Source organism: Aquifex pyrophilus (assembly GCF_054656935.1).
On sequence record NZ_BAAHXJ010000003.1, the window covers coordinates 343,200 to 366,531 of the forward strand.

At 44.8% G+C, this 23,332-nt stretch carries 29 protein-coding genes and 1 tRNA gene; 15 read left to right on the forward strand and 15 right to left on the reverse strand.

Going from position 1 to position 23,332, the window contains the following annotated elements:
- Positions 1-50 precede the first annotated feature (50 nt).
- Both ACYQZ0_RS02375 and ACYQZ0_RS02380 read left to right on the forward strand, forming a co-directional pair.
- Complete coding sequence (locus ACYQZ0_RS02375) at positions 51-2,246, forward strand: carbon monoxide dehydrogenase beta subunit family protein (protein WP_459774897.1); 2,196 nt, start codon at positions 51-53, stop codon at positions 2,244-2,246.
- Entirely contained in the window at positions 2,233-2,997 is a 765-nt protein-coding gene (locus ACYQZ0_RS02380; RefSeq protein WP_459774899.1) for a YhjD/YihY/BrkB family envelope integrity protein, read from the forward strand. The genes ACYQZ0_RS02375 and ACYQZ0_RS02380 overlap by 14 nt, the downstream gene beginning before the upstream one ends.
- Here the strand turns inward: ACYQZ0_RS02380 and ACYQZ0_RS02385 are convergent.
- From ACYQZ0_RS02385 to ACYQZ0_RS02395, 3 genes are all read right to left on the reverse strand, one after another.
- Entirely contained in the window at positions 2,966-4,075 is a 1,110-nt protein-coding gene (locus ACYQZ0_RS02385) for a bifunctional diguanylate cyclase/phosphohydrolase (RefSeq protein ID WP_459774900.1), read from the reverse strand. The two genes, ACYQZ0_RS02380 and ACYQZ0_RS02385, sit on opposite strands and share 32 nt — an antisense overlap.
- An 83-nt stretch (positions 4,076-4,158) precedes the next feature.
- Positions 4,159-4,584: a peroxiredoxin family protein gene (locus ACYQZ0_RS02390; RefSeq protein ID WP_459774989.1), complete on the reverse strand. Its 426-nt coding sequence runs from the start codon at positions 4,582-4,584 to the stop codon at positions 4,159-4,161.
- Positions 4,584-5,015: a copper chaperone PCu(A)C gene (locus ACYQZ0_RS02395; protein WP_459774901.1), complete on the reverse strand. Its 432-nt coding sequence runs from the start codon at positions 5,013-5,015 to the stop codon at positions 4,584-4,586. The genes ACYQZ0_RS02390 and ACYQZ0_RS02395 overlap by 1 nt, the downstream gene beginning before the upstream one ends.
- Positions 5,016-5,064: 49 nt before the next feature.
- Here ACYQZ0_RS02395 and yajC point away from each other — a divergent pair, with 49 nt between their 5' ends.
- Positions 5,065-5,376, forward strand: a complete 312-nt coding sequence (gene yajC, locus ACYQZ0_RS02400; protein ID WP_459774902.1) for a preprotein translocase subunit YajC — start codon at positions 5,065-5,067, stop codon at positions 5,374-5,376.
- Here yajC and feoB read toward each other — a convergent pair.
- The 4 genes from feoB to ACYQZ0_RS02420 form a co-directional block, all read right to left on the reverse strand.
- Complete coding sequence (gene feoB / locus ACYQZ0_RS02405) at positions 5,373-7,445, reverse strand: ferrous iron transport protein B (RefSeq protein ID WP_459774903.1); 2,073 nt, start codon at positions 7,443-7,445, stop codon at positions 5,373-5,375. The genes yajC and feoB overlap by 4 nt on opposite strands.
- Entirely contained in the window at positions 7,435-8,367 is a 933-nt protein-coding gene (locus ACYQZ0_RS02410) for a hypothetical protein (protein WP_459774904.1), read from the reverse strand. The genes feoB and ACYQZ0_RS02410 overlap by 11 nt, the downstream gene beginning before the upstream one ends.
- The gene (locus ACYQZ0_RS02415) at positions 8,367-8,591 is read right to left on the reverse strand and encodes a FeoA family protein (protein ID WP_459774906.1); all 225 of its coding nucleotides are present in this window, start codon (positions 8,589-8,591) and stop codon (positions 8,367-8,369) included. The genes ACYQZ0_RS02410 and ACYQZ0_RS02415 overlap by 1 nt, the downstream gene beginning before the upstream one ends.
- Before the next feature lie 60 nt (positions 8,592-8,651).
- Positions 8,652-8,738, reverse strand: a tRNA-Leu gene (locus tag ACYQZ0_RS02420).
- An 18-nt stretch (positions 8,739-8,756) separates the two neighbouring features.
- On the opposite strand from ACYQZ0_RS02420, the gene ACYQZ0_RS02425 reads away from it, so the two are divergent.
- Positions 8,757-9,398, forward strand: a complete 642-nt coding sequence (locus tag ACYQZ0_RS02425) for a class I SAM-dependent methyltransferase (RefSeq protein ID WP_459774907.1) — start codon at positions 8,757-8,759, stop codon at positions 9,396-9,398.
- Between the two features lie 26 nt (positions 9,399-9,424).
- On the opposite strand, the gene ACYQZ0_RS02430 is transcribed toward ACYQZ0_RS02425, so the two are convergent.
- The 4 genes from ACYQZ0_RS02430 to glnB are packed head-to-tail and all read right to left on the reverse strand — an operon-like array spanning position 9,425 to position 13,602.
- Positions 9,425-10,483: an outer membrane beta-barrel protein gene (locus ACYQZ0_RS02430; RefSeq protein WP_459774908.1), complete on the reverse strand. Its 1,059-nt coding sequence runs from the start codon at positions 10,481-10,483 to the stop codon at positions 9,425-9,427.
- A 13-nt stretch (positions 10,484-10,496) separates the two neighbouring features.
- The gene (locus ACYQZ0_RS02435) at positions 10,497-11,768 is read right to left on the reverse strand and encodes an ammonium transporter (RefSeq protein ID WP_459774909.1); all 1,272 of its coding nucleotides are present in this window, start codon (positions 11,766-11,768) and stop codon (positions 10,497-10,499) included.
- A 60-nt stretch (positions 11,769-11,828) separates the two neighbouring features.
- Complete coding sequence (gene glnA, locus ACYQZ0_RS02440) at positions 11,829-13,238, reverse strand: glutamine synthetase GlnA (protein ID WP_459774910.1); 1,410 nt, start codon at positions 13,236-13,238, stop codon at positions 11,829-11,831.
- Between the two features lie 25 nt (positions 13,239-13,263).
- On the reverse strand, positions 13,264-13,602 hold the full coding sequence (gene glnB, locus ACYQZ0_RS02445) for a nitrogen regulator P-II GlnB (protein WP_459774911.1): 339 nt from the start codon (positions 13,600-13,602) through the stop codon (positions 13,264-13,266).
- Positions 13,603-13,757: 155 nt separating this feature from the next.
- On the opposite strand from glnB, the gene ACYQZ0_RS02450 reads away from it, so the two are divergent.
- From ACYQZ0_RS02450 to ACYQZ0_RS02465, 4 genes are read left to right on the forward strand one after another with little or no spacing between them, the layout of a single operon-like run.
- Positions 13,758-14,429 (forward strand): 2,5-diamino-6-(ribosylamino)-4(3H)-pyrimidinone 5'-phosphate reductase, encoded by a 672-nt coding sequence (locus ACYQZ0_RS02450; RefSeq protein ID WP_459774912.1) that lies wholly within the window; start codon positions 13,758-13,760, stop codon positions 14,427-14,429.
- 12 nt (positions 14,430-14,441) lie between these two features.
- Positions 14,442-15,014 carry a nucleotide exchange factor GrpE gene (locus ACYQZ0_RS02455; RefSeq protein WP_459774913.1) on the forward strand — a complete coding sequence of 191 codons (573 nt, stop codon included), beginning with the start codon at positions 14,442-14,444 and terminating at the stop codon, positions 15,012-15,014.
- 12 nt (positions 15,015-15,026) lie between these two features.
- Positions 15,027-15,227 (forward strand): hypothetical protein, encoded by a 201-nt coding sequence (locus tag ACYQZ0_RS02460; protein WP_459774914.1) that lies wholly within the window; start codon positions 15,027-15,029, stop codon positions 15,225-15,227.
- The gene (locus ACYQZ0_RS02465; protein ID WP_459774915.1) at positions 15,224-15,712 is read left to right on the forward strand and encodes a LabA-like NYN domain-containing protein; all 489 of its coding nucleotides are present in this window, start codon (positions 15,224-15,226) and stop codon (positions 15,710-15,712) included. The genes ACYQZ0_RS02460 and ACYQZ0_RS02465 overlap by 4 nt, the downstream gene beginning before the upstream one ends.
- Here the strand turns inward: ACYQZ0_RS02465 and ACYQZ0_RS02470 are convergent.
- A complete protein-coding gene (locus tag ACYQZ0_RS02470; RefSeq protein WP_459774916.1) occupies positions 15,689-16,372 on the reverse strand; it encodes a GGDEF domain-containing protein in 684 nt (227 codons plus the stop codon). The genes ACYQZ0_RS02465 and ACYQZ0_RS02470 overlap by 24 nt on opposite strands.
- A gap of 85 nt (positions 16,373-16,457) precedes the next feature.
- Between ACYQZ0_RS02470 and ACYQZ0_RS02475 the strand changes: the two genes are divergently transcribed.
- Genes ACYQZ0_RS02475 through ACYQZ0_RS02485 form a run of 3 tightly spaced genes read left to right on the forward strand, consistent with a single transcriptional unit; the run spans position 16,458 to position 17,530 of the window.
- Complete coding sequence (locus tag ACYQZ0_RS02475; protein ID WP_459774917.1) at positions 16,458-16,700, forward strand: sulfurtransferase TusB; 243 nt, start codon at positions 16,458-16,460, stop codon at positions 16,698-16,700.
- Between the two features lies 1 nt (position 16,701).
- Entirely contained in the window at positions 16,702-17,148 is a 447-nt protein-coding gene (gene dtd, locus ACYQZ0_RS02480; RefSeq protein WP_459774918.1) for a D-aminoacyl-tRNA deacylase, read from the forward strand.
- Between the two features lie 10 nt (positions 17,149-17,158).
- Entirely contained in the window at positions 17,159-17,530 is a 372-nt protein-coding gene (locus tag ACYQZ0_RS02485; protein WP_459774919.1) for a hypothetical protein, read from the forward strand.
- On the opposite strand, the gene sbcC is transcribed toward ACYQZ0_RS02485, so the two are convergent.
- Both sbcC and cutA read right to left on the reverse strand, forming a co-directional pair.
- The gene (gene sbcC / locus ACYQZ0_RS02490; RefSeq protein WP_459774920.1) at positions 17,520-20,444 is read right to left on the reverse strand and encodes an exonuclease subunit SbcC; all 2,925 of its coding nucleotides are present in this window, start codon (positions 20,442-20,444) and stop codon (positions 17,520-17,522) included. The genes ACYQZ0_RS02485 and sbcC overlap by 11 nt on opposite strands.
- A complete protein-coding gene (cutA, locus tag ACYQZ0_RS02495; protein WP_459774921.1) occupies positions 20,441-20,755 on the reverse strand; it encodes a divalent-cation tolerance protein CutA in 315 nt (104 codons plus the stop codon). Before cutA ends, sbcC begins: the two co-directional genes overlap by 4 nt.
- Positions 20,756-20,771: 16 nt before the next feature.
- Here cutA and pyrF point away from each other — a divergent pair, with 16 nt between their 5' ends.
- From pyrF to rsmG, 3 genes are read left to right on the forward strand one after another with little or no spacing between them, the layout of a single operon-like run.
- Complete coding sequence (gene pyrF, locus ACYQZ0_RS02500) at positions 20,772-21,464, forward strand: orotidine-5'-phosphate decarboxylase (protein WP_459774922.1); 693 nt, start codon at positions 20,772-20,774, stop codon at positions 21,462-21,464.
- Positions 21,461-21,949 carry a hypothetical protein gene (locus tag ACYQZ0_RS02505; RefSeq protein WP_459774923.1) on the forward strand — a complete coding sequence of 163 codons (489 nt, stop codon included), beginning with the start codon at positions 21,461-21,463 and terminating at the stop codon, positions 21,947-21,949. The genes pyrF and ACYQZ0_RS02505 overlap by 4 nt, the downstream gene beginning before the upstream one ends.
- Entirely contained in the window at positions 21,933-22,538 is a 606-nt protein-coding gene (rsmG, locus tag ACYQZ0_RS02510) for a 16S rRNA (guanine(527)-N(7))-methyltransferase RsmG (protein ID WP_459774924.1), read from the forward strand. Before ACYQZ0_RS02505 ends, rsmG begins: the two co-directional genes overlap by 17 nt.
- 5 nt (positions 22,539-22,543) lie before the next feature.
- Here the strand turns inward: rsmG and ACYQZ0_RS02515 are convergent, their stop codons facing one another.
- Entirely contained in the window at positions 22,544-22,714 is a 171-nt protein-coding gene (locus tag ACYQZ0_RS02515; RefSeq protein WP_459774926.1) for a hypothetical protein, read from the reverse strand.
- Positions 22,715-22,744: 30 nt separating this feature from the next.
- On the opposite strand from ACYQZ0_RS02515, the gene ACYQZ0_RS02520 reads away from it, so the two are divergent.
- Complete coding sequence (locus ACYQZ0_RS02520; RefSeq protein ID WP_459774927.1) at positions 22,745-23,329, forward strand: nicotinamidase; 585 nt, start codon at positions 22,745-22,747, stop codon at positions 23,327-23,329.
- Positions 23,330-23,332 lie beyond the last annotated feature (3 nt).

Genomic DNA, 23,332 nt, shown 5'->3' on the forward strand with positions numbered 1-23,332 from the left:
AAGAACTTTTACACAAAGATTTTAGTAAAAACCTTTTGAGAGGTGGAAGCATGTGGAGAGTTATATATACAGGTCAGAGGCCAGCTTATGAGAATATAGCCCTTGACAGCATCATGCTTGAGTTAAAAGCTGAAGGCAGAATTCCCAATACCATAAGGTTTTTGCAGTTTAAACCCGAGTGCGTCCTAATAGGCTATCACCAGGCGGTTGAGCAGGAAGTTAGGCTTGAGTACGTAAACAGGGAAGGCATAGAGGTTAACAGAAGGATAACGGGAGGAGGAGCTATATACTTTGACGAGACCCAGATAGGATGGGAGATAATAGCGGACAGGGAAAGCTTCGGGAATATGAGCTACGAGGAGATAACAAGGGCTATATGCGAGGCCGCTGCGGAAGGTCTGAGAAGGCTCGGGATAAATGCATCATTCAGGCCGAGAAACGACATAGAGGTGAACGGGAAGAAGATTTCGGGAACGGGAGGTGTCTTTGAGGGGAATGCATTCCTCTATCAGGGAACGGTTTTAATGGATATAAACATTGAGAGAATGCTAAAGTCCCTGCAGATTCCCGTTGAGAAGCTCACATCAAAGGGTATAAAGTCCGCGGAAGACAGGATAACCTGGGTAAAGAGGGAGCTCGGAAGAATGCCTTCAAAGGAGGAGGTATTTAACGCACTCCTTGAGGCTTTTGAGGAAAAACTCGGCATAAAGCCCTACTGGGGAGAGCTGACAAAGGAAGAGCTTGAGCTTCTTCAGGAGAAGAAGGATTACTTCAAGAGCGATGAGTGGGTTTACCACGTTAAGAAGACTATAACGGGAGATGAGGTTTTATACGGGATATACAGGTGTCCCGGAGGAACCTTCAGGGTTTCGGTAAAGGTTGACCCCCAGACGAAGGTCCTTCAACAGGTGATAATAAACGGAGACCTATTTATAAACCCCAAAAGGTTAATATACGACCTTGAGGCTTATCTCAAGCACACACCCATCAACGAGGTTGAGAAGAGAATAAGGGAGTTCTTCAGAAACAGGGAGTTTGAGAGTGTAAATCTCACGGTTGACGACTTTGTTGAGGCGGTAATGTTCCCTTTAAGGAAACTGGAGGCTGAAGAGCTCGGTATAGATAAAAAAAAACTGAATAGGGTAATAGGAAGCATAGGAGGAGGCCTCAAGGAAAACATAAAGAAGGCAAAGGTTATGCTCCTCCCCTATTGTGCTAAGCCCGCCTGGTGCGATTACAGGCACACCGACGACTGCGGGGAGTGCGGGGGCTGCACCGTGGGAGACCTATACAGGATGGCCTACGAGAAGGGAATGATACCCATAACGATAACGAGTTTTGAGATGTTGAGGGACGTTCTCCAGTGGTGCGGTGAGAACGGATACACCTATATAGGACACTGCTGTTATGAGTTTTACGAAAAGAGATACGAGATATTCAGGAAAGCGAAAGAGTGGGGTGCTAACGGCGTTCTGATAGACATAGAGGGTATAACCTGCTACTCCTTGGGAGTGGAGGAGGAGGAGAAGGCTTACCACGGCGAATTTCAGGTTGAGCTTGACCTCTACGTTGAGGACAGCGAAAAGCTCCTCTCAATAAAGGAAAACTCGGGAACTATCCCGAAAAGAAAGAGCGCTCAGAAACCCGTTCCCAACGAAACCCTAAAGGAGTTCATACCCCCTCACTATAAGATACCGAAGGTTGCACCTGGTCCCCAGGAGGACATGTCCAGGCTTCCCATAGTGAAGGAAACCTCTAAGGATATCGGCTTTATAAACGGGGAGAAGGTATCCCTTGAAGAGGCTATGGAAAAAGCGGTTGAGCTTCTAAGGAATGCGGAAAGACCGACACTTATAGTTGGTCCCCTCGTTCTCTGGGCTTGGAACGAGGAAGCCAAAAAGAAGGGAGAGCTCATAAGGGAGCTTAAACAACTCTTTCTGAACTTAAACGTTCATATACTTCCCGACTACAAGCCAAAAAACAAGAGGGTTGATTTCTCAAGGGAGGTTGACCCCCCGAATCCCCACCTCTCGGTTCTCCATGGAAACCACGACGTTACGCTTATGATAGGGGTTCACTGCTACAGGACGGACTTCACCATAAGGATGCTAAGGAAATACACGGATACAAAGATAATAACTCTATGCACCCTCTACGGACACCCCGATGCGGACGTATCCCTTGCGGGAGTGAACGCGGAAAGGCTTGAGAAGTTTATAAAATCCATAGTTAATGAAGTTTCTTAGGGCTTTTCTCCTTTCCCTTTACTACACCTTTAAGGAGGATTACTCCTATCACGCTTCCGCACTAAGCCTTAACTTTCTCCTCGTTCTCTCTCCCATGCTCGTATTCTTTACCGCAATATCCGTTTACCTTCCCTTCGTTGACGTTTCCGTTGTGGAAGAGTTCCTGAAGAAGGAACTTCCCGAAAGAACCCACGTTCTCGTTGACGAACTCCTAAAGGCTAAAAAATACGGAACCGTTGCCTCCGGTGTATCGGTCGTTCTCGCTTACTACTTCTCGGTAAACTTCCTGAAGAAGCTCCACAGAAGCTTTAAGTGGGTCGTTCCGGATAAAACGAGGTCAACGAAGGAACTCTTAATGTGGGTAGCCCTGCCCCTCGGCCTTGTAATCTTCTCGGTGGTTTACCCCCTTTTCGTATCAGCACTCCTTATTCTGAAGAGATTATTTCCCGAAAATATTGTTAAGTTCTCCGAAGTTTTATCCGCCCTTTCCTTCTCAAGTCTCGTGATACTCCTTTACGTGTTCTTTTTAAGGATAGGTAAGAAGAGAAATCTGGGACTGCTCTTTCTGTTTATCTTTCTCGGGAGCTTTACCCTACAGAAGCTCTTTACTTACTACACGATTTACATATTTAAGGGAAGCGTCCTTTACGGTTCTCTCAGCGGGATTTTCCTTTTCTTCCTCTGGCTTAACTTTAACTTCACCCTTATACTTACGGGAGCTAAGCTTCTTGAGCTTTACGAATCTCTTTGAGGAAGTTCCTCTTGAAGAAGTTCCTCATCACCTCAAGCACTTCGGAAACGCTCCTGAAGTTCTCTGGATACCTCATCTGGACGAACTTCACGTTTACCTCTTCCTCCTTCATTGCATTTACAACTCCGAGAACCTTCTCAACAGGGGGTATGTAGGGAGCTATAACCGCTATCTCATCTCCTCCCACTCTGAATACAACGGGCTGGAGTATTTCCTTCACATCCGTTCTCATAAGCTTCATAATTATTTCCTTCACATCCAGCATACCGCAACACTGAACGTTTATAAGCTCAACGAGCTTCTTCAGAACCCTGTTTCCCTCTTCCCAGCCGTATCTCTTATTTATCTCAAAAAGGTTCTCTATATCAAAGAAGGTGAGACAGAAGGGCTCTCCCCTCGCTATGAATCCCTCAAGGGCAGGAAGAAAGAGGTCTCCCTTTATCGCACCTGTGAAATCAAGGTAATAAAAGCTCCACCTTATCTTCTCAAGCTTTTCAGGGAAAAAGTCGTTTTCCAGAGGAATGTATGATATCCTTGAGAGTGCCTTAACAGCGTAATCCACTATGTCCGGGTCAAACTGCTTTCCCTTCAGTTCTACAAGCTCCTGAAGGGCTTTATCCCAGCTTTTTGCCTTCTTGTATATCCTCCTTGCGGTCATAGCCTCAAAGGAGTCCGCTATCGTGTAAATCCTCGCAAGGAGGGGTATATCATTCCCTTTAAGTCCGAAGGGATAACCGCTACCGTCGTATTTCTCCTGATGGTATAGGAGAACGTCAAGGCTCTCGGGAGGGATATCCAGGTCCTTCACCATCTCGTAGCCGAGCTCAACGTGGAGTTTCATAACCTCATACTCTTCGGGTGTTAGCTTTCCGGGTTTCAAAAGAACTACGTCCGGAATTGCAATCTTTCCTATGTCGTGTATGTATCCACCGAGCTCAAGAAACTTTAACTCCCTTTCCGTCAGCCCGAGGGCCTTCCCAATCTCAAGGGCGTAAAAAACTCCCCTTTCGGTATGCCCCCTCGTATAAGCATCACGAAGACCTAAAAGGCGGACGAAGAACTCAAAACTGAACGACACTTCATTTATTAAGTTATTAAACTTCTTTAAGAAGTCAATTATATTCCCTTATCGGTATATAATATAAGAATTTTAAAACACCGTTATAATTTTTCAAGAGGCAGACGGGGGAAGTTCCCGAGGAGCTTTCCGCTCTCGTCAAATATGAGGGTTGCGGGAAGGAATATGAGCTTAACCTGTTCCGTCAGCTTTCCCTTTGGGTCCGAAAGTATGGGATACCTCGGATTTATCCCTTCTTTCTTTAGGAAATCCCTCACGTCCTTTGGCGTCATAAAGACCGCAACCGAAACGACGTTATACCTCTCGGAGAGCTTTTTATAAACTTCGTTTAAAATTCTTAGGTCCTCGGTGTGTCCGGTGCAGGTTCCGCTCCATACGTATAGGAGGAGTTTCTTATTCTCCCTTTTAATCTTTACGGGATTTCCCGAAAGGTTAAAGAAGTTTATATCGTATATGGTTTCCTGAGAACAGGAAATAAGTAAGAGAAAAAAGATAAAAAGGTATCTCATCAATGGTGCATGTGGTGCATCTTCACGACGGGAACCTCAAGCTCTATCTCCCCGCTTTTCTTGAATATGAGCTTTACCTTTACCTTGTCTCCGTTCTTTATGGGTTTCTTCAATCCTATCAGCATTACGTGATAGCCGTGGTGCTTGAACTCAACCTTTGAACGAGGGGGAATGATTACGGAATGTTGGTGAACCATTTTAGCAACCTCGTTTTCCATCACGGTTTTGTGAAGCTCAACTCTTTCGGCTATGTCCGTTTCAACCTTAAGAAGCTCGTCGGGTTCATCTCCCTGATTTTCAATCACCATTCCCATCATCGTTGTGTTTGGTCCCGGGGGAGGTTCCATTATCCAGGGGTGTTTAACGAGTATCTTCGGAGCGGAAAAACCGAAGGCTATTAAAATAATGAGAAGTGTAAAAAGCCTTTTCATAATACTTAAATATTCTAAAATACTTTTAGCTTAAAGGAGGTGAAGCTGTATGGAGCACCAGAGTCCTATGGGAGCACTGCTATTCCAGATAATATTCCTTCTCGCTATATTCCTTATGTTTTACTTCCTCATAATAAGGCCCCAGAAGAAGGAGAGAGAAAGGCACAGGAAGTTCCTTGAAAGCCTGAAGAAAGGGGACAGGGTTATAACCTCATCGGGGATATGGGGAACGGTAGCGGACATAGGAGAGAGAACTATAACTCTCAAGGTTGATGCGAACACGAAAATAACCTTCTCAAAGGAAGCTATAGTTGCCTACCAGCCCGATTACAAGAAGAAAGAGGAGGAAAAGAAAGATTAAGAAAAGAGGTTGTAAACTATTGTTCCAACAAACCACGCAAGAACAAAGCTATACAGGAGAAAGAGGGTTGCCTTCCCGTATCCTATCTCCCTTCCCATCGTCGCGTAGGTCCCAAGACAAGAGGTGTATATGAGTATGAAAACCATGAAGGAGAGGGCGGAAGCAGGTGTAAAGCTCTTCCTTATCATCTCCTTCAGGCTCCCTTCCTCTTCCTCCACTTCCAGAGCAAGGAGCTTGAAGGTAAATACAGCCTTTATTCCGTCCTCAAGTGCTTGAAGAAGTCCCTTAGCTTGGTTTATCAGTTCTTCTTTAAAGTTAAAGCTCTCTTTTTTAGGCTCTTCTTCGGTGCTTGAGTATATCACGCCCATTGAGCTTATCACTATCTCCCTCGCGAGGAATGCGGGAATTAATGAGGTTGTCGCCCTCCAGTCGTCTATGCCCATAGGTTCAAAGACGGGAACGAGTGCTTTTCCTATATATCCCGCAAGGCTGTCTTTGGGATTATTTACACCGGGAGGAAGGTTTAAAAGGGACCAGACGAGTATGGAAGCCCCGAATATGAGTGTTCCCGCCCTATATATAAAGTCCTTTGTGTGAAGCCAGGAGATATTAAGGAGCGTCCCGAGAGAGGGAAGCCTGTAAGGGGGAAGTTCTATAACGAAGTGGAGAGCCTCTCCCCTGAAGAGGGTTTTCCTGAGAAGGAAAGCGGTAAAGAGGGCAACAACCAGCCCGAGCAGGTAAAGAGCCGTTATAACGAGTGCCGCATTTTGAGGGAAGAATATGAGGGTGAAGAAAGAGAAGACGACGAGACGGGCGGGACAGCTTATGAAAGGTATCATCGCTATTACGATTAACTTCTCCCTCCAGGACTCCATCGTTCTCGTCGCTACTATGGCCGGGACGTTGCAACCGAGGGCTAAAATAAGTGGAATAACGCTCTTTCCGTGAAGTCCGAACCTGTGGAGAACCTTGTCCATAAGGAAGGCAACTCTCGGTATGTATCCAGACATCTCAAGGAATGTTATGAGAAGGTAGAGAACAAATATGAGGGGAACGAAGGTGAGAACAAATCCAACACCCCCGACAACAGCTTCAGAAAAGAACCTGCCCAGCCACTCCGGAGCACCGAGAGAGTTAAAAAAGTTCAGAAACAGCGGATTTAGGAAGTCGTTAAAAAATCCGTCTATCCAGTCTATAAGTGGGCTTGAGAAGTCAAAGGCAACCTTAAAGAGCATGAAGATAATAAAAATGAACGCAAAGATACCTAAGACAGGATGGAGTAAGAAGGTATCAAAAAGGTCGGTTAGATTTCTCGTAAGAGCTTCCCTTTCCCTTACGACCTCCTCGTAAACACCGTGAGCGTATCCGTATCTTTCCTCATCAAGGGCTTTCTTAAAGCTCTCCCTGTACTTCTCCTCAAACTCCTTCAGGAGCTCCGTATCCTTCATAACGAGCTTTATGAGCTCGTGCTTCGTAAAGGGCTCCGCTTTCAGGCTCTTATACTTTTCCCCCGCTTTCCTTAAAAACTCCTCTATTTGGGTGGAATACTCAATCCTCGGTATTATTCTTTTTTCGTAAACCTCAACTATGGCCTTAAGGAGCTTATCAACGCCTATTCCCTTTCTCCCTATGGTCTTTACCGCTCTTACTCCGAGAAGCTCCTCAAGTCTTTTTTCGTCTATCTCTATTCCGAGCTTCTGGGCTTCGTCGTAAAGGTTCAGTGCAAGAACGGTGGGCTTTTCAAATTCAAGGAGCTGAACGGTGAGGAGAAGGTTTCTTTCAAGATTCGTTGAGTCTATAACGTCAAGAATTACGTCAACGTCCCCCTTTTCCAGAAACTCAACCGCTATCTGCTCGTCCTCGGATATGGGCTCAAGGGTGTATATGCCCGGAAGGTCAACGAAGTGTATCTTATAGCCCCCGTAATTTACGAAGGCTTCTTTTTTCTCAACGGTAACGCCCGGCCAGTTTCCCACCTTGAGGGATGTTCCGGCTATAGCATTTAGAATCGTTGTTTTCCCGACGTTTGGATTTCCCGCAACAGCAACCTTTATAACCTTAGAACTCATAGTGGAATCTCACCCCCATAACGTAAGCGTTCCTGATATCGTCAACATACTGAAGGTCAAAGGTGATATGGGAAGAGAAGGGAAGTTCATACTTGTAGTAAATCTCACAAACGGAAACGCTCTTTTCCTTATCTCCCTTCCTGAAAGCCCCCCCTAAACCAATTTCTTGTTTTCCAAAAAAGTAAACAAGCCCCGAACTAATAAAGTATTCGTAATTATCTTCCGAGTTTTTGCCCAGTCTGAAGAAAAAGCCCAGCGTTTTTAACGTGTAGTCTCCCGTGATACCAACACCGCTTATGTTTTCGTGAGGAGCGTAAAAGTAGTGAAGGGAAAGGTGAAGGGCCTTTCCGTTTACTTCCCCCTGAAGGAGGTAAACGCTCTCAGTATCGGGCTTTCCCTCGGATACTCCAAAGGAAAATTTGAAAGCTTTATAATTGAGATTTAGTATCATTCCTAGATTATAAGAGGGCAATAAACTCAAAGGGTTATTTACGAGGTCCGTGTTCATAAACTGGGAAAGCTCATCGTTTGCGTAGTTTGAGGTATCAAAGGTTCCCGTTGTATCTATGAGTCCTGTTACCAGCTCAAGATTTTTCTCTTTATAGCCAACTCCCGCCTCAAATAAATACTTCCTTCCCGAGCCGTTTACGTTTTTCGTTTGTCTCTCTAGGTCGTCCGCTGAGGGAAGGGAGGAAAATCCCTTTTCCTCAAAAAGGTCATTTATGCCGTTTCCGAAGGAGAGGGAAAGATTTGTAAAGAGCTTTATTTTAGAACTGTTTAGCTCAAAAACTAAGTGGTTTGCGTTGTAAGCTCCTCCTCCGAGATTGGAGCTCTGATAAACGGTCGTTGAGAAGAGGTGAAATTTATGTTCAATATCCTTCGTTAGATGCTCCTGGAGGGGCTTCTCAAGGGGAATCGGCATTAAGCGGTTTCCCTCTTTATCCTTGAGAGGAGATTTCTATCAAGGACTATCCTTGAGTTGTCAAGCTTGAGAAGGTAAACCCTACCGTTTTTCATAAGAACCTTTACCCTTTTTCCTTTCCTGAGACCCATTGATTTTAGCTTTGAGACTATGGGGTCCTCTTCGTTATCAAATCCGAGAACTACGAACTCTGTCCCCTCTTTCAGTTCCTTTAGGCTTTCCATCTTTAATCCTCCTTTGAAATTAGGATACAATCTCAAAACCAGCTTGTCAAGTAAAAATTTTGGTGCGGGTGGCGGGAGTCGAACCCGCACGCCCTTGCGGGCACCGGATCCTGAGTCCGGCGCGTCTGCCAGTTCCGCCACACCCGCTACTAATAAAATTTTAATATGACTCCCTTTGATGCCTACTACAAACGCTACGACGAGTGGTATGAAAAACCCTTCGGGAAAAGTGCCTACGAACTTGAGGTTGCGTGTTTAAAGAGACTTATAAAGGAAAGGGGAACCTTTCTTGAAGTGGGTGTAGGAACAGGAAGATTTGCCCAGAGGCTCGGAATAGATTTCGGGATAGATACCTCCTTTAACATGCTAAAGGTTGCAAAGGAGAGGGGCATAAAGGTTGCCCTCGCAAGGGGAGAAGAGATACCCTTCAGGTCTGAAGTCTTTGATGGAGTTTTTATAGTTGTAACCCTGTGTTTTGTGGAAAATCCCGAAAGGGTGATTGAGGAAAGCCACAGGGTTCTTAAAAGAGATGGAAATCTATACCTGGGACTCGTTCTTTCCGAAAGCTCCTGGGCAAGATTTTACAGGGAAAAGGCAAAGATGGGACATCCCCTTTATAAACACGCGAGGTTTTACTCCTTTTTTGAGATAAAGGAGCTTACAAAAGAACTTTTTTCCTTTGAGGAGATGAGGAGTACTGTAATAGAAAAGCCTCAAGATACTGAACCGATAAAAAACAAGGAAATTGTTCCGGGATTTGTTGAAAACGCAGGGTTTACGTGTATAAGATTAAAGAAAAAAGCGTAAAAGAAGGAAGGCGTGCAGGGGCTGTATCAGAAGGTAAAGCCTATTTCCGCGGATAGGGTTGTCTTGTTATCCTCTCCGTTTATAACCTTCTTGTCTGTATTGAGGTAAGCGTATTCAACCCTCACGAAGGTGTTGGGAGTCGGTCTATATGTGGGAGTTACCGTTATGCTCCATCCATTGTTATCTTGTTCGCTTCCGCTGTATATACCGCTCGTTCCTTCGTCAAAGTACTCAAGCCTTACGGGAACGCTTACTTCACCCCTTGCGGTTTCAAACTTTGGGATGAAGTAAAGGGCTACGCCCCAGGCGTTATCGTCCTGACCGGGTTGTTTTGCACTGTCGTCAAGCCACTGCCAGTCAAAGTTCAATCCGAGGTCAACATTAGATATCGTGTATCCGAGAACAACGTCAATAAGGTTCTTGTTAGCCCTGTAATCGTAGTAATTTAGCGCGAAGCTAACGCCGGAAAACTCTCCGTTTACACCCAAAGCGTAGTTATCGGTATTGAATTCCTGGTTATACTCGGCGTAAAAGCCGAAGGGAATGTTAGCAATTTCGTTTAGGTCAAAGCTCAGCCTTATCCCTTCGTATATTACCGGCTGGGCATACCAGATGGTTCCGAGCGTTATGTTGGGATTGGCGTATGTGTTTGCAACTTCATACCCGACGTTTGTGGGCAGAACACCAGCATCAACGGATATTCCCTTAAAGGGCTGGAAGCTCGCATATCCCCATATAAGTCCAAAGCCGTCTTTACTTACAGAGCCATCGCTGAAACTGTAACTAACTGGGTCATTCTGTCCCCCGTCCCAGAGTGTCGGGACGAGAACGGTTCCCAGAGCGAGGTCAAAGCTGAGCTTTATTTTGTTTCCGAACTCTCCGTTGAGCTGAAGTATCCCGTTTGAGAGCTGTATCTTATCGTCTTCGTCACTGCTCGTTCCCGTGTTATTCGTCCAGAAGTATGCTCCGGAAGCACCGCCGTGGAGCTCAATGGGAACTGAAGAAACTACGTTAAACTTCTTCTCCTCTCCGAAGGAAAGTGTGGAAACACAAAAGAGGGAAAGGAGCAAGAGAGACCTTTTCATATTACTACCTCCTTTAAATGTTGTAGGCTTTCTCACCGTGCTGTGTTGAATCAATACCTTCAATTTCCTCATCCTCGGATACTCTGAGACCTACAATGGCCTTGATTACGAGAAGTATTATCGCTGTAAGAATGCCCGAATAAACCATCGTTGCAAGAACTCCCTTTATCTGAACGATGACCTGCCCGGGATTTCCGTAAAGGAGTCCCGCGGAACCTCCAACATTCGGGTCTGCAAAAACACCTGTTAGTATGGCACCAGCTATTCCCGCAACGCCGTGAATGCCAAAGACGTCAAGGGCATCGTCGTATCCGAACTTCGGCTTGAGAACCGCAACCGCAAGGTATGCGAGAACTGAGGCTATAGAACCTATGAATATGCTACCTATTAAGTTCACGAATCCCGCAGCTGGTGTTATCGCAACGAGCCCCGCTACTATTCCGGAGGATATACCTACGACCGTAGGTTTTCCTGCGTGAATCCACTCAACAATCATCCAGGCGAGTGCCCCGGTTGATGTTGCAACGGTCGTGTTCAGCATAGCCCACGCGGCGGTCTCGTTAGCGGCAAGGGCGGAACCTGCGTTAAATCCGAACCATCCGAACCAGAGTATTCCCGCACCGAGGGCAACGAGTGGAACGTTGTTGGGAATGAGAGCAGTATCCTTTCTCCTTCCGAGGATTAAAGCACCCACGAGTCCCGCTATTCCCGCGTTTATGTGAACAACCGTTCCACCTGCAAAGTCAAGGGCTCCGTCGTTTGCAAGAAAACCTCCTCCCCATACCCAGTGAGCGACGGGAGGGTAAACGATTATGCTCCAGAGGAGTGCAAATAGAAGCCATGCGGAGAACTTCATCCTGCCAACGTATGAACCGCTTATGAGTGCGGTCGTTATGGTTGCAAAGGTGAGCTGGAACATAACGTCAAGAAGTGCGGGATATCCCGCATTGTTTAATCCGCTTATTCCCTTAGCGAAAATGTACTGGAAGGGATTTCCCATAAATCCTGCTATGTCGTCCCCGTAAGCTATGGAGTAGCCTACGATAACCCACGTGAGCGTGACAACCGCAAAAGCGCTGAAAGACATCGCTATCGTGTTCAGAATGCCCTTGGCCTTATCAAGACCTCCGTAAAAAAGTGCAAGACCTGGAACCGTCATGAATACAACGAGCGCGGAAGCGGTAAGCATCCAGGCTGTGTTTCCCGTATCAAGTTTTCCTTCTCCCGCAAAGGCGGGAATGCTTGCTAAAAGAGGTATACTAATACCTAATAGACCGAGCCTCATCTTTGTTCCTCCTTTTTTCTTTTTTTAAAAAGTTTTAAAAGGGGCAAAAGCCCCCGGGAATTAGATATCCCAGTAAAGTTCAAACTCCTTGGGGTGAGGTATGAACCTGAGCTCGTCTATTTCAGCCCTCTTTGCTTCTATCCAGAGCTGGAGAAACTCCTCGGTAAACACGTTTCCTTTCAGAAGGAATTCGTAGTCGTTCTCAAGGGCTTTGAGGGCTTCCTCAAGGGAACCTGGGAGTTGGGGTATTCCTTCAAGTTCTTCAGGGGGAAGTGAGTATATGTCCTTATCAAAGGGCTCTCCGGGGTCTATCTCGTTCTCTATTCCGTCTATTGCGGCCATAAGTATCGCCGCAAAGGCAAGGTAGGGGTTAGATGTCGCGTCGGGGAATCTTACCTCAATTCTCTTTGCCTTGGGATTCTGGGAATACATGGGTATCCTTATTGCCGCGGACCTGTTTCTTGCAGAATAAGCGAGCCTTACAGGAGCTTCGTATCCGGGAACGAGTCTGTGGTAAGAGTTAACCGTGGGGTTCGTGAAGGCTGCTATTGCGGGTCCGTGCTTGAGAATTCCACCAATTGCGTAAAGTGCTGTCTTTGAAAGTCCCGCATACTCGCTTCCTGCAAATAGGTTTTCCCCGTTCTTCCATATGGAGAAGTGGGTGTGCATTCCCGAGCCGTTGTCGTTGGGGAGAACCTTAGCCATGAATGTAGCATACTTTCCGTGCTTTGCCGCCACCATTCTAACTATGTACTTGTAGAGGAAGAGCTTATCTGCTTGATTTACGAGGGAGTCATACCTTATATCTATCTCTCCCTGTCCCGCTGTTGCAACCTCGTGGTGATGGAGCTCAACGATTATACCGAGGTCGGACATTATGGAGACCATCTCGTTCCTTAGCTCCATCATCTTATCCACGGGAGGTGCCGGGAAGTATCCTCTCTTGTGGGGTATCTTGTATCCCGTTGAGGGAACTTCCCTGTTCCACCATCCCTCTTCAGAGTCAACCCTCCAGAATGCGTAATTGGCGGATGTTCCGAACTCAACGGAGTCAAATATAAAGAACTCCGCTTCGGGACCGAAGTATGCGGTATCACCTATTCCGGTCTGCTTCAGATACTGCTCCGCCTTCTGGGCTATGTATCTGGTATCCCTCCCGTATCTCTCTCCTGTAATGGGGTCGTAAATATCGCATATCATAACGAGGGTCTTGGGTTCTATGAAGGGGTCTATGAATGCGGTGTTTGGGTCGGGCTTTGCGAGCATGTCAGACTCGTTTATGGACTGCCATCCCCTTATAGAAGAGCCATCAAATCCCCTTCCGTTCTCAAAGGTATCTTTTGAAATCTCGTAAGCGGGAATGGTAAGGTGTTGCCACTGGCCAAAAGGGTCGGAAAATCTTAGGTCCACGTACTGCACGCCTTCCTTCTGAATGAGGTCAAGAACCTCCTCAGGTGTGTACTTAGGCATTACTACACCTCCTTTATTGGAATTTTTAAATAGCTTGCTCACCTCTCTCTCCGGTCCTAATTCTTATAACGTCCTCAACGGGAATTATGAATATCTTTCCGTCCCCTACCCTTCCCGTCTGGGCTGTCTTCATTATCGTTTCAACGACTTTCTCAACGTCTTCGTCCTTTACGACAACCTCAATCTTTACCTTGGGAAGGAAGTCAATCACGTATTCCGTTCCCCTGTAAATCTCGGTGTGTCCCTTTTGCTGACCGAAACCTTTGACTTCTGTTACGGTCATACCGCCAATGCCTATCTCAACGAGGGCATCTTTAACCTCGTCAAGCTTAAAAGGTTTAATAATCGCCTCTATCTTCTTCATCACACCTCCTCCTAACTCTATTATGCAAGAAGTGTGCCGAAAAATTTTTCCATCATTCTCTAAAGACTTTTTTAAGAATGTTTTACATTTTTGTAAACATGTTAACAAATCAACACAAAAGGTCTTAAATTTTTGTCGGTTTAAAATGTTTCATTATGGAAAGACCTTACGTGATAATCGTCTCGGAAGTGAGCGTTGACGGAAAACTCACCCTCTACAGGGGTGCCTCTTCCAAGGAGCTCATGAGTCTAATGGACGAGGAAGCTTACAAGTATCTCCACGAGATAAGGGCAAAGGTGGACGGGATAATGGTAGGTTGCGAAACGGTGAGAACGGACAACCCGAGCCTTACAGTAAGATATGCAAAGGGAAAAAATCCCGTAAGGGTGATACCCTGTTCAACCGCAAACGTCCCCATAGACGCAAACGTCTTGAACGTAAAGGAAGCAAAAACGATAATAGCAACGACCCAGAGAGCTCCGAAGGAAAGGCTTGAGAAACTTAAAGAGAAGGGCGTTGAGATTATAATTGCGGGGGACGAGCTCGTTGATTTTGACCTTCTTCTTCCCGAACTATACAGGAGGGGAATAAGGTCGCTCATGGTTGAGGGGGGAGCTTCAATAAACTGGGAGTTCGTAAGGAGGGGATACGTTGACGAGATTAGACTCATACACCTTCCCGTCATAGTTGGAGGTGAAAACGTTCCCACCCTCGTGGGAGGAGAAGGATTTAAAAAACTGAAGAATTTATTACATTTAAGATTAAGGAGTCACTTCGTAAGGGGTAAACAGCTCATAACCGAGTGGGAAGTCATTAACAAATCCTGAAGGAGGTAAGAAATGGAAGAAAAGGAAGTTAAAAAGGAAGAGGGAAAGGAGCTTGAAAAGGAGCTTGAGGAGTTAAAGAAAAGGGAAAAAGAACTTGAGGAAAAGGTGAAAAAACTGGAAAACGTTGCAAAAAACTCAAACCTCAGGGTTGCTGAGCTCCAGAGAGAGATTGAGTATCTAAAGGAGAGATACAGGAGGGATTTGGAAGAACAGAGAAAGTATTGTTACGAGAAGTTCGCTTACGACCTCCTTGAGGTTATGGACAACTTTGAGAGGGCTCTTGAGTTTGCGAGGAAATCCCAAGATGTTAAATCCCTTATTCTCGGAATTGAGATGATTTACTCGGAAATGAAGAAGATATTTGAGAAATACGGAATAAGGGAGATACAGATAGAGGGCAAAGAGTTTGACCCCTACGTTGCGGAAGCGGTTGAAAGAGTGGAAACGAAAGAAGCTCCTCCCAACACCGTCGTAAGGGTGATAAGGAAGGGGTACTTCATACACGACAAAGTTCTGAGACCCGCAAGGGTTGCGGTTGCGGTTCCGCCCGAGGAAGAGGAAGAGGAAAGAGAGGAAATAACCTGAAGGAGGTAAGTTATGGAGATAAGGTTTAAGGATTTTTATAGAAAAACCGCTCCCTTTATAGACGAGACTCTTGAGGATTTACTGGAAAAACAGGTGAACGAGTGGATAAAGCTGAACAGGGTTAAGGTTATAAACGTTGAGACAATATGGCAGAGAAACGCCCACGTTTCCGCGGGGATAAGGGTATGGTATATAGTCGGTGATGAGGAATGAGAAGAAGGGCGGGAATATTCATAGACGGGACGAATTTATACTTCATTCAGAAGAATTTTTTAAACGCAAAAATAGACATAATAAAGTTTATAGACTACTTTAAAAAAGATTACGACATATACAACGTTTTCTTTTACCTCGCTTATAAGGAGGAGGACGAGAAGCAGGAGAAGTTCTTAAAGCTCCTCGCTTTCAGCGGTGTTACCGTTGTAAAAAAGCCCGTAAAACAGCTCAAGGACGGAACCTTAAAGGGAGACCTTGACGTTGACATAGCGATAGATATGCTCCTCACAAAGGATAACTACGATACCGCAATCCTGTGTTCGGGGGATAGCGATTTTGAGAGGCTTGTTTACACCTTGAGAAACTTCGGAAAGGAAGTGATATGCGTATCAACGAAAGAGAGTTCTTCCCTTGAACTCGTAAACGCATCGGACAGATATATAGACCTCAAGGATATACTACCTTTTATCCGCCTGGAGTAATTTCTTCTGGAGTTTCTTTATCTTATACATTCTTTCGTCTGCCACCTTTATAAGCTCCTCCAACGTTTTTCCATCTGAGGGGTAACAGGAGCTTCCTATAGAAACCGAAATCTCTATATCCTTATAGGTAAACCTTAAAGCGTTGTTAAGCCTTTCTATGAGCTTAAGTATCTCCTCCGGTCCCGCATCTGTAAGAATTATGAACTCATCTCCCCCATATCTTATTACGAAATCACTTTTTCTCACATTCTCTTTTATAGCCTGAGCAATTTTTCTAAGGATTTTATCTCCCTCCGCGTGACCGTACTTATCGTTTATGTACTTGAAGTTGTTTAAGTCAAGAAACAGCATACAGAATGGTTTTCCAATTCTCTTAAACTTTTCTATCTCAAATCTGAAAACTTCCTCAAGATACTTCCTGTTGTGAACTCCTGTAAGGGGGTCTATATAGGCTTTACTCTCAAGTCTTCTTATAAGCTTTACGAGTTTCAAGTTCTCAAAGAAAGTGTAAGCCAGAAAGAGTATGCCGGACACCCTGAGGGCGTAAATATATACATCTGGTAGTTTTCCCTCCAATTGAAAAGAGGTAAAGAAAAGCAAGAAGGATACGGAGTAGAGGGATGCGAGATACTTTACTAGAATATCTTTTACCGCAAGCATCAATCCCGCGTAAATTATCGCAAACAGCAGTATTACGTACTTATCAACGCTAATCGCATATCCCTCCCGTATAAAATTTTAATTCATGGGTATAAAAACTTTATGGCTCGTTAGAAAGCTGGGGGATTTCTCTTCCGACTACCTGGACGACGGGGACATTGTAGTTCTTATTCAGGACGGAGTTCTCAGGTATCCCTCAAGGGAAGGGTGGTACGTATGCAAGGAGGATGCGGAGGCGAGGGGGCTTAAGTTTAAGGAAGAAGTTTTGAAAAGCTACGACGATATAGTTAAAATGATTGAGGAAGCGGAAAAAGTAATTATCTGGTGATATGAGGGCTGTTGTCCAAAGGGTAAAGAGCAGTAAGGTTGTTGTAGATGGTAAAGTGGTAGGAGAGATAGGAGAGGGGCTAAACATACTCCTCGGTGTAGGAAAGGGGGATACCGAAGAAGATATAAAGAAGCTCGTTGATAAGGTTCTGAACCTCAGGATATTTGAGAACGAGGAGGGAAAGTTTTATTACTCGGTTATGGATATAAAGGGGGAGCTCCTAATAGTTTCCCAGTTCACCCTTTACGCAAACGTGAAGAAGGGAAGAAGGCCGAGCTTTGAGGAGGCGGAAAAGCCCCAGAGGGCTAAAGAGCTTTACGAGAAGGCGGTAGAAGAGTTCAGGAAGAGCGGGCTCAAGGTTGAGACGGGCATATTCGGGGCTATGATGGACGTTTTTATAGAAAACTGGGGGCCCGTGACTATAATACTGGACACCAAGAATTTATAGGAGGGAGGATATGAACCTATTTGAGTATAAGCTGAGCGTTGTAAGGGATATTATGGACAGGTATTACATTTCAAGGGAGAGTAAAAATACGGCTGAGCTTTCAAAGGGAAGCGTAATAAAAGCACCCCCGAGAAGGTTAAAGCTTTTTAGGAAAGAAGCAAAGTTTACGAGATACGTTATATTCATCGTTGACCTTGAAAACATACTTGAGAGAATGGAAGAGCCCTACAGAACCGTGATAAAGAAACGCTATTACGAGGCTTCCCTTGATACTGTAAAAAGGGACTTCAACCTCCAGAACAAGAGGGAGGCATACCACCTCGTAAAGAAAGCTGTAAACAAGTTCTACGACCTTCTTGAAAATTACTGGCTTAATAAATAACCTTTATCTCCGAGAAGTCTCCCTTTTTCTCAACAATTATTTTCTGGGAGAACTTTTCCGCAAGGTCTGGAATGTGGGAGATAATACCTATCATCCTGTTTACGTTCGTCTTTATGGCTTCAAGAATCTCTCCCACCCTTTCTCTGGTGTCCTCGTCAAGGCTTCCGAATCCCTCGTCTATGAAAAGGCTCTCAAGGTGGGCGTTTCCCGAGAGTATATCGCTCACTCCGAAGGCCAAAGAGAGACTCGCGAGGAAGGTCTCTCCTCCGCTCAGGCTGTTTACGGGCCTGAGCTGGTTTGTCGTGGTATCCCTTACTGTTATATTCTTCCTCTCATCAAGCTCAAAGAAGTAATTCCCGGTAAGCTTGTAGAAGTATTCACTGGCCCTGTCTATTACCTTCGAGAGCATTATATCCGCAACGTATTTCTGGAATCGGTCCGCCCTGAAGTCGTTCTTTATCACTCCGTAAACCCTCAGTTTCTCCTCAAGGGCTTTAAGCTCTTCTGTTATCTCCTCCTTTCTCTTTATCCTTTCCCTTACATGCTGGAGCTCTGTCTCAAGCTCACCTATGGCTTTTGTGAGTCTCTCAATCTCTTCCTTTACCTTCAGGTATATATCCTCAGTCTTCCTTAAATCCCTTGTATCCTCGTATTCTTTTAGTTTCTCCCTCAGTTCTTTTCTTTTAAAGCTCAACTCTCTAAGATTTTCTTCGTACTCCCTTATGGTTTCCTCAACCTCCTTTTCCTTCTCACCGAGGTAAACACCTAACACCTCCGAAGGGGATTTAGCTATGTCGTAAATTTCCGCGAGCTTCTCAAGCTTTTCCTTCTTTTCCCTCTCAAGGGTTTCTATGCTTTCTTTCAGTTCCCCGAGCTCTCCCTCAAGCTTTGATTTTTTTATGGAAACTTCCTCAAGTTTTTTCCTCAGAATCTTTTCTTTCTCTTCTGTATCCCTAACGTATTTCCTTATGGCTTCTATCTCCTCTTTAATTATCCTTTCACACTCGTTTATATCCCCACACTCAAGAAGTGAGAGGTAATCTTTTAACCTTTCACTCTTTTCCTTTATAGCGGTGTTAACGTAGTTTAGTTTTTCCTGAAGGTTAACGAGATTTCTGTATGCCTCTTCCTTTTCGTTTACGCGTATCTCAAGGGCTTTCCTGTATTTCTCAAGCTTTTCCTCAAGTTCTTCCTTTTTACTTTTTAAAGCTTCAAGTTTCCTTATCTCCTCCTTGAGGTTTTCGGGAAGCTCTCTTTTTAGCTCCTTTATCTCTACTTCAAGCTTTCTTATGTCCTGAGTGAAGTTCCCAAGCTTTTCTTTAAGGAGAGCGGTTAACTTATCAAGTTCTCTCTCTTTCTTCTGGAGGTTCTCAACGTGAGCACTCAGCTCGCTTATCTCGTAAAAATCCCCGGAAGGTATATGGGAGCCTCTATAAATACCACCGCATACGGGACACCTATCCCCCCTTGAAAGATAAGAGGCAACCATATGAGCGTGGTAAAGAAGCTCCTTCTCCTTTAGCTCCCTTTCCTTCTTTGTAAGCTCATCCCTTATCCTGTTGAGTTCAGAAATTGCATCTTTATACCTTTCCTCTATTTTTTCTTTTTCATCCCTTTTAGTTTTCAGTTCCCTTTCCTTTTTCCTTAGCTCTTCAACGAGTCTCTCCTTTGATTTTAGCTCTGTATATTTTTCCTCGGAAAATTTTTTCTTTATTCCTCTGAGTCTTTTCTCGGTTTCTTCTATAAGTTTTTTTCCTTTATTAACTCTTTCTTTTAGGTCTTCATACTTTAGTTCCGCTTTTTTTAGGTTCTCATGAATGTTTTTCAGCTCGCTTTTCAGTTTTTCAACTTCTTTTTTAATATTTTTTACCTCCTCTAATTTGCTGAGCTTTATCTCAAGCTCCTTTTCTTTTTCTATGTATTCCTTAACCCTTTCCTTTCTGGCTTCAAGCTCCGCTTCTTTCTTTTTTAAAAGGTTCAGGTCGTCGGTAAGTCCTTTAATCTCTTTTATAAGCTTTTCCTTCTTAAGCCTGAGCTCGGAAAGCTTGAGGTCTATCTCGTCAATTCTTTTCGCCACGGGAACGTAGGGTGCTACTCTCCTTGAGAGATTCAGTTTCTCCTTGAGCTTCTCAATCTCCTTTTCTCTCTCTTCGTAAGCTCTTAATCTTTCCTCAACCTCCGAAAGTTCCCTTTCAATCTCGTATTTTTCCCTTGCTCTCTGGTATTCCTCTCTTACTCTTTCCTCTTCTTCTTTTAGCTTTGTTAATTTTTCCCTGCTTCTTTTAAGTTCTTCCTTTAATTTTTCTTCCTTTTTCTCGTCGTAATCCTTAAGGGTTATGAGCTCCCTCTTTAGGGTCTCCCTTATTCCTTCAAGCTTTCTGTATTCCTCTCCCGCGAGCTGGGCTATCTTCTCAAGTTCCTCAAGTCCGAGAAGGTTAACCAGAATCTTCTTCCTCTCGGAAGCATCTTTCAGGAATGTGTCAAAAGCCCCCTGGGGAAGGAGAATAACCTTTGTGAAGGTCTTGTAATCAAGCCCCGCTATCTGGGTGAGCCATTTTTCCGTTGCGTCCCTTCCCTTGAGGTTCAGCCTTCTTCCCTCTTCGTAAACCCTTACCTGGGAGTCTTCGGGAAAGGCTCTGTAAAAGCGTTCAACCCTGTATTTCTTTCCCCTTATTGAGAAATCAAGGGAGACTTTTAACTCCTTTTCTCCCCTTGAGAGGACATGTTTAGTCGCTACACTGCTTCCGTATCTCGGAACTTTCCCGTAAAGGGCGTAGGTTATGGCGTCTATTATGCTCGTCTTTCCCGCTCCCGTCTTTCCCTGTATGACGAAAAAGGAAAGGTTTGAGAAGTCTATCACCTGAGGCTTTCTGTAAACAGTGAAGCCCTTTAGCTCAAGCTTAAGGGGTCTCATTTCAGGCTCTCGTCAATCCAATTAAGGTAGTCGGGATTTCCCGCAACTATCGGCAGGGCTATTATCTCGGGAACGGTGTAAGGGTGAACCTCCTTCACCTTTGATACGAGCTCCCCGAACTTCTCCGCAGAGGTCTTCACCACAAGAAGAGCTTCCTTATCCTTCTCTATATTTCCCTTCCACCAGTAAACGGAGCTCACTTCTGGAACCACGTTAACACAAGCCCCGAGCTTGTTCTCAACTATGTAATTTGCTATCTCCTCTCCCTTATCAACGGGTGCGGTAATAAAAACGACGTAGTATCCGTTCATATAGTTTAATTTTAGTATGACAAGAATATGTGTAGCCCTTGACGTTCCCTGGGAGAGAGCTTTAAAGATTGTAAGGGACTTATACGACTTCTTTGAGAACTATCCCTTAATAATGAAGATAGGACACAAGATATACCTTGAGAAGGGAGGAGATGCGGTAAGGGAACTGAAAGAGGAGTTCCCCTACGAGGTCTTTCTTGACCTTAAGCTCCACGATATACCTTCCGTGGTAGGCCTAGCGGTTGAGGAGATAAGCAATCTCGGTGCGGATTACACCACTATTCACCTCCTCGGCGGTGAGGCTATGGTTGAAGAGGCTGTAAATAGGAAGGAAAATACAAAAATTTTGGGAGTTTCCCTCCTCACCTCCCATGACGAAAGCTACCTCGGTTTTCTTAAAACCACAATAGGGGATATAAAGGAGTTCGTTCTTCACCTTGTAAAGATAGGGCTGGATAAGGGGATAGACGGAATAGTGTGTTCGGGAGAGGAGGTTGAGTTTCTAAAGAAAAATCTGGATAGGGATTTCATAGCGGTCGTTCCCGGAATAAGGATAAAGAAGCAAAAGGGAGACCAGAGGAGGGTTTTAACACCCGCGGAGGCAAAAAAGAGGGGAGCGGACATAATCGTTATAGGAAGGGAGATAACCGAGAGCAAGAACCCCGTTTACGTGGTTGAAAGAGCTCTAAAGATGATGGGTGAGATATGAGGCTTCTTCTTTTGCTTTTATTAATCTCCTTTACCTTTCCTCTAACAGCTACCTACGAGGTTTATCTTTTTTTCTTTAAAGTGGGAGAGATAAAAGTTCACGTAGAGAAGGACAAAGCTCTTGCGGAGGGCAAAACTTACGAGACCTGGAGGTGGCTTTACGATTACAACTTCAAGTTTATTCAAAGGGGAAAGGAGATAACCCTTTACGAGAGGGAGGGAAGAAAGGAGAAGGTTTTAAAAGGAGAAAAGGTTTACGAAAAGAAGCCCTGGATTCCTCTGATTGTTGAGTATCTAAGAGACGGAAAGGTAAGGAAGAGTGAACTATTTAAAGTGAAGGAGGAAAAAGGTAGGCTTGTCGTTATACCCTTAAAGAGCAAGAGAGTGAAGAGGGTTATCCTTTACGGAAAAGGTGTTCCGAAAGAGATATTAATTGAGGGAAAGGTAAGCCTAAATCTTAAGCTGAAAGATGCGAGAGAAGATTAAGGAACTCTTTGAAAGGGAAGGCTTTCCCTTGTCCGATGATAAGGCGGAAAAGTTTGAGATATACCTGAAGGAGCTTAAAAAGTGGAACAGGGTTCACAACCTAACAGCCATAAGAAACGAGGAGGAGATAATAAAACGGCACTTCATAGAGAGCGTGAGCCTCGTGAGGTGCTTTGAGGAGGCCGGGCTGAAATGGGAGGGAAAACATTTCGTTGATGTTGGAAGCGGGGCGGGCTTTCCCGGCGTTCCCCTAAAGATTTACCTCGGGAGTATAAGACTTACGTTAATAGAAGCGGTCTCAAAAAAGTGTGCCTTTCTTGAATACTTGAAAACGAAAATAGGGGAAGATTACAGAGTTTTATGCACGAGAGCGGAAAAAGTGGAGGAGAAGTTTGACGTCAGCATCTCAAGGGCACTCGGGGAGTTTGAAGAGATAAAGGAAATTATGGAGAGACTTTCAAGGGAATACGTATTCGTTGTGAAGGGAAGGGAAATAAAAAGGGAATGGCTCTCGGATTACAAGCTGTGTAAGCTTTCCCTCAGCTTTATAGAAACTTACGTTTTATGGAAAAGGCTCCCAGATTTTTGAGAAATCTATTCAAGCTGTTCATCAATATACCTGAAAAGCTTTCCCACAATTCTCTGGTGCTTAAAGGTGGGAGAGGCAAGGGCGTAGGGTATGCCTTCCACAAGCTCCCACTTCCCTTCCCAGCTCTCGTAATCCTTTATAGTGTATCTGGGAAGATACTTTAGAATTAAGCTCATAAAGATAAATTTATTTAAGGAGGTAGAACGATGAAGGTAAAGATAACGGACAGGGACGCCCTTATAGTCGTTGATATGCAAAAGGACTTCATGCCCGGAGGAGCCCTTCCCGTTCCGGACGGGGATAAGATAATTCCCGTTCTTAACGAATACATAAAGTTATTTGAGGAGAAAGGACTTCCCGTTTTCTTCACGAGGGACTGGCATCCGCCGAACCACATATCCTTTAAGGGACACGGGGGTATATGGCCTCCCCACTGTGTCCAGAACACAGAAGGCGCAAAGTTTCACGAGGAGCTATACATCCCGAAGGATAACAAGTTTATCATCTCAAAGGGAACATCTCAGGACTTTGACGCTTACTCGGGATTTCAGGGAACGATACTTGAGTCCCTTCTGAGGGAAAGGGGCGTGAGGAGAATATTCGTTGGAGGCGTGGCGACCGATTACTGCGTAAAGAACACGGTGATAGGCGGACTGAACCTCGGGTTTGAGGCAATAGTCCTTGAGGATGCTATAAAAGGTGTGGACGTAAATCCAGGAGACGTTGAGAGGGCTATTGAGGAGATGCTATTAAGAGGTGCGGTATTCATAAACAGAGATGATTTAGTATAACTC

Bases quoted from the DNA above. Each gene is read 5' to 3' on its own strand.
- ACYQZ0_RS02390 (WP_459774989.1), bottom strand. From the start codon at position 4,584: ATGAGATACCTTTTTATCTTTTTTCTCTTACTTATTTCCTGTTCTCAG.
- yajC (WP_459774902.1), top strand. From the start codon at position 5,065: ATGGAGCACCAGAGTCCTATGGGAGCACTGCTATTCCAGATAATATTC.
- ACYQZ0_RS02395 (WP_459774901.1), bottom strand. From the start codon at position 5,015: ATGAAAAGGCTTTTTACACTTCTCATTATTTTAATAGCCTTCGGTTTT.
- rsmG (WP_459774924.1), top strand. From the start codon at position 21,933: ATGCGAGAGAAGATTAAGGAACTCTTTGAAAGGGAAGGCTTTCCCTTG.
- cutA (WP_459774921.1), bottom strand. From the start codon at position 20,755: ATGAACGGATACTACGTCGTTTTTATTACCGCACCCGTTGATAAGGGA.
- ACYQZ0_RS02475 (WP_459774917.1), top strand. From the start codon at position 16,458: ATGGGTATAAAAACTTTATGGCTCGTTAGAAAGCTGGGGGATTTCTCT.
- ACYQZ0_RS02435 (WP_459774909.1), bottom strand. From the start codon at position 11,768: ATGAGGCTCGGTCTATTAGGTATTAGTATACCTCTTTTAGCAAGCATT.
- ACYQZ0_RS02460 (WP_459774914.1), top strand. From the start codon at position 15,027: ATGGAGATAAGGTTTAAGGATTTTTATAGAAAAACCGCTCCCTTTATA.
- ACYQZ0_RS02515 (WP_459774926.1), bottom strand. From the start codon at position 22,714: ATGAGCTTAATTCTAAAGTATCTTCCCAGATACACTATAAAGGATTAC.
- ACYQZ0_RS02430 (WP_459774908.1), bottom strand. From the start codon at position 10,483: ATGAAAAGGTCTCTCTTGCTCCTTTCCCTCTTTTGTGTTTCCACACTT.
- ACYQZ0_RS02465 (WP_459774915.1), top strand. From the start codon at position 15,224: ATGAGAAGAAGGGCGGGAATATTCATAGACGGGACGAATTTATACTTC.
- pyrF (WP_459774922.1), top strand. From the start codon at position 20,772: ATGACAAGAATATGTGTAGCCCTTGACGTTCCCTGGGAGAGAGCTTTA.
- dtd (WP_459774918.1), top strand. From the start codon at position 16,702: ATGAGGGCTGTTGTCCAAAGGGTAAAGAGCAGTAAGGTTGTTGTAGAT.
- ACYQZ0_RS02455 (WP_459774913.1), top strand. From the start codon at position 14,442: ATGGAAGAAAAGGAAGTTAAAAAGGAAGAGGGAAAGGAGCTTGAAAAG.
- feoB (WP_459774903.1), bottom strand. From the start codon at position 7,445: ATGAGTTCTAAGGTTATAAAGGTTGCTGTTGCGGGAAATCCAAACGTC.
- ACYQZ0_RS02470 (WP_459774916.1), bottom strand. From the start codon at position 16,372: ATGCTTGCGGTAAAAGATATTCTAGTAAAGTATCTCGCATCCCTCTAC.
- ACYQZ0_RS02425 (WP_459774907.1), top strand. From the start codon at position 8,757: ATGACTCCCTTTGATGCCTACTACAAACGCTACGACGAGTGGTATGAA.
- sbcC (WP_459774920.1), bottom strand. From the start codon at position 20,444: ATGAGACCCCTTAAGCTTGAGCTAAAGGGCTTCACTGTTTACAGAAAG.
- ACYQZ0_RS02375 (WP_459774897.1), top strand. From the start codon at position 51: ATGTGGAGAGTTATATATACAGGTCAGAGGCCAGCTTATGAGAATATA.
- ACYQZ0_RS02415 (WP_459774906.1), bottom strand. From the start codon at position 8,591: ATGGAAAGCCTAAAGGAACTGAAAGAGGGGACAGAGTTCGTAGTTCTC.
- ACYQZ0_RS02380 (WP_459774899.1), top strand. From the start codon at position 2,233: ATGAAGTTTCTTAGGGCTTTTCTCCTTTCCCTTTACTACACCTTTAAG.
- ACYQZ0_RS02505 (WP_459774923.1), top strand. From the start codon at position 21,461: ATGAGGCTTCTTCTTTTGCTTTTATTAATCTCCTTTACCTTTCCTCTA.
- ACYQZ0_RS02520 (WP_459774927.1), top strand. From the start codon at position 22,745: ATGAAGGTAAAGATAACGGACAGGGACGCCCTTATAGTCGTTGATATG.
- ACYQZ0_RS02450 (WP_459774912.1), top strand. From the start codon at position 13,758: ATGGAAAGACCTTACGTGATAATCGTCTCGGAAGTGAGCGTTGACGGA.
- glnA (WP_459774910.1), bottom strand. From the start codon at position 13,238: ATGCCTAAGTACACACCTGAGGAGGTTCTTGACCTCATTCAGAAGGAA.
- ACYQZ0_RS02485 (WP_459774919.1), top strand. From the start codon at position 17,159: ATGAACCTATTTGAGTATAAGCTGAGCGTTGTAAGGGATATTATGGAC.
- glnB (WP_459774911.1), bottom strand. From the start codon at position 13,602: ATGAAGAAGATAGAGGCGATTATTAAACCTTTTAAGCTTGACGAGGTT.
- ACYQZ0_RS02410 (WP_459774904.1), bottom strand. From the start codon at position 8,367: ATGCCGATTCCCCTTGAGAAGCCCCTCCAGGAGCATCTAACGAAGGAT.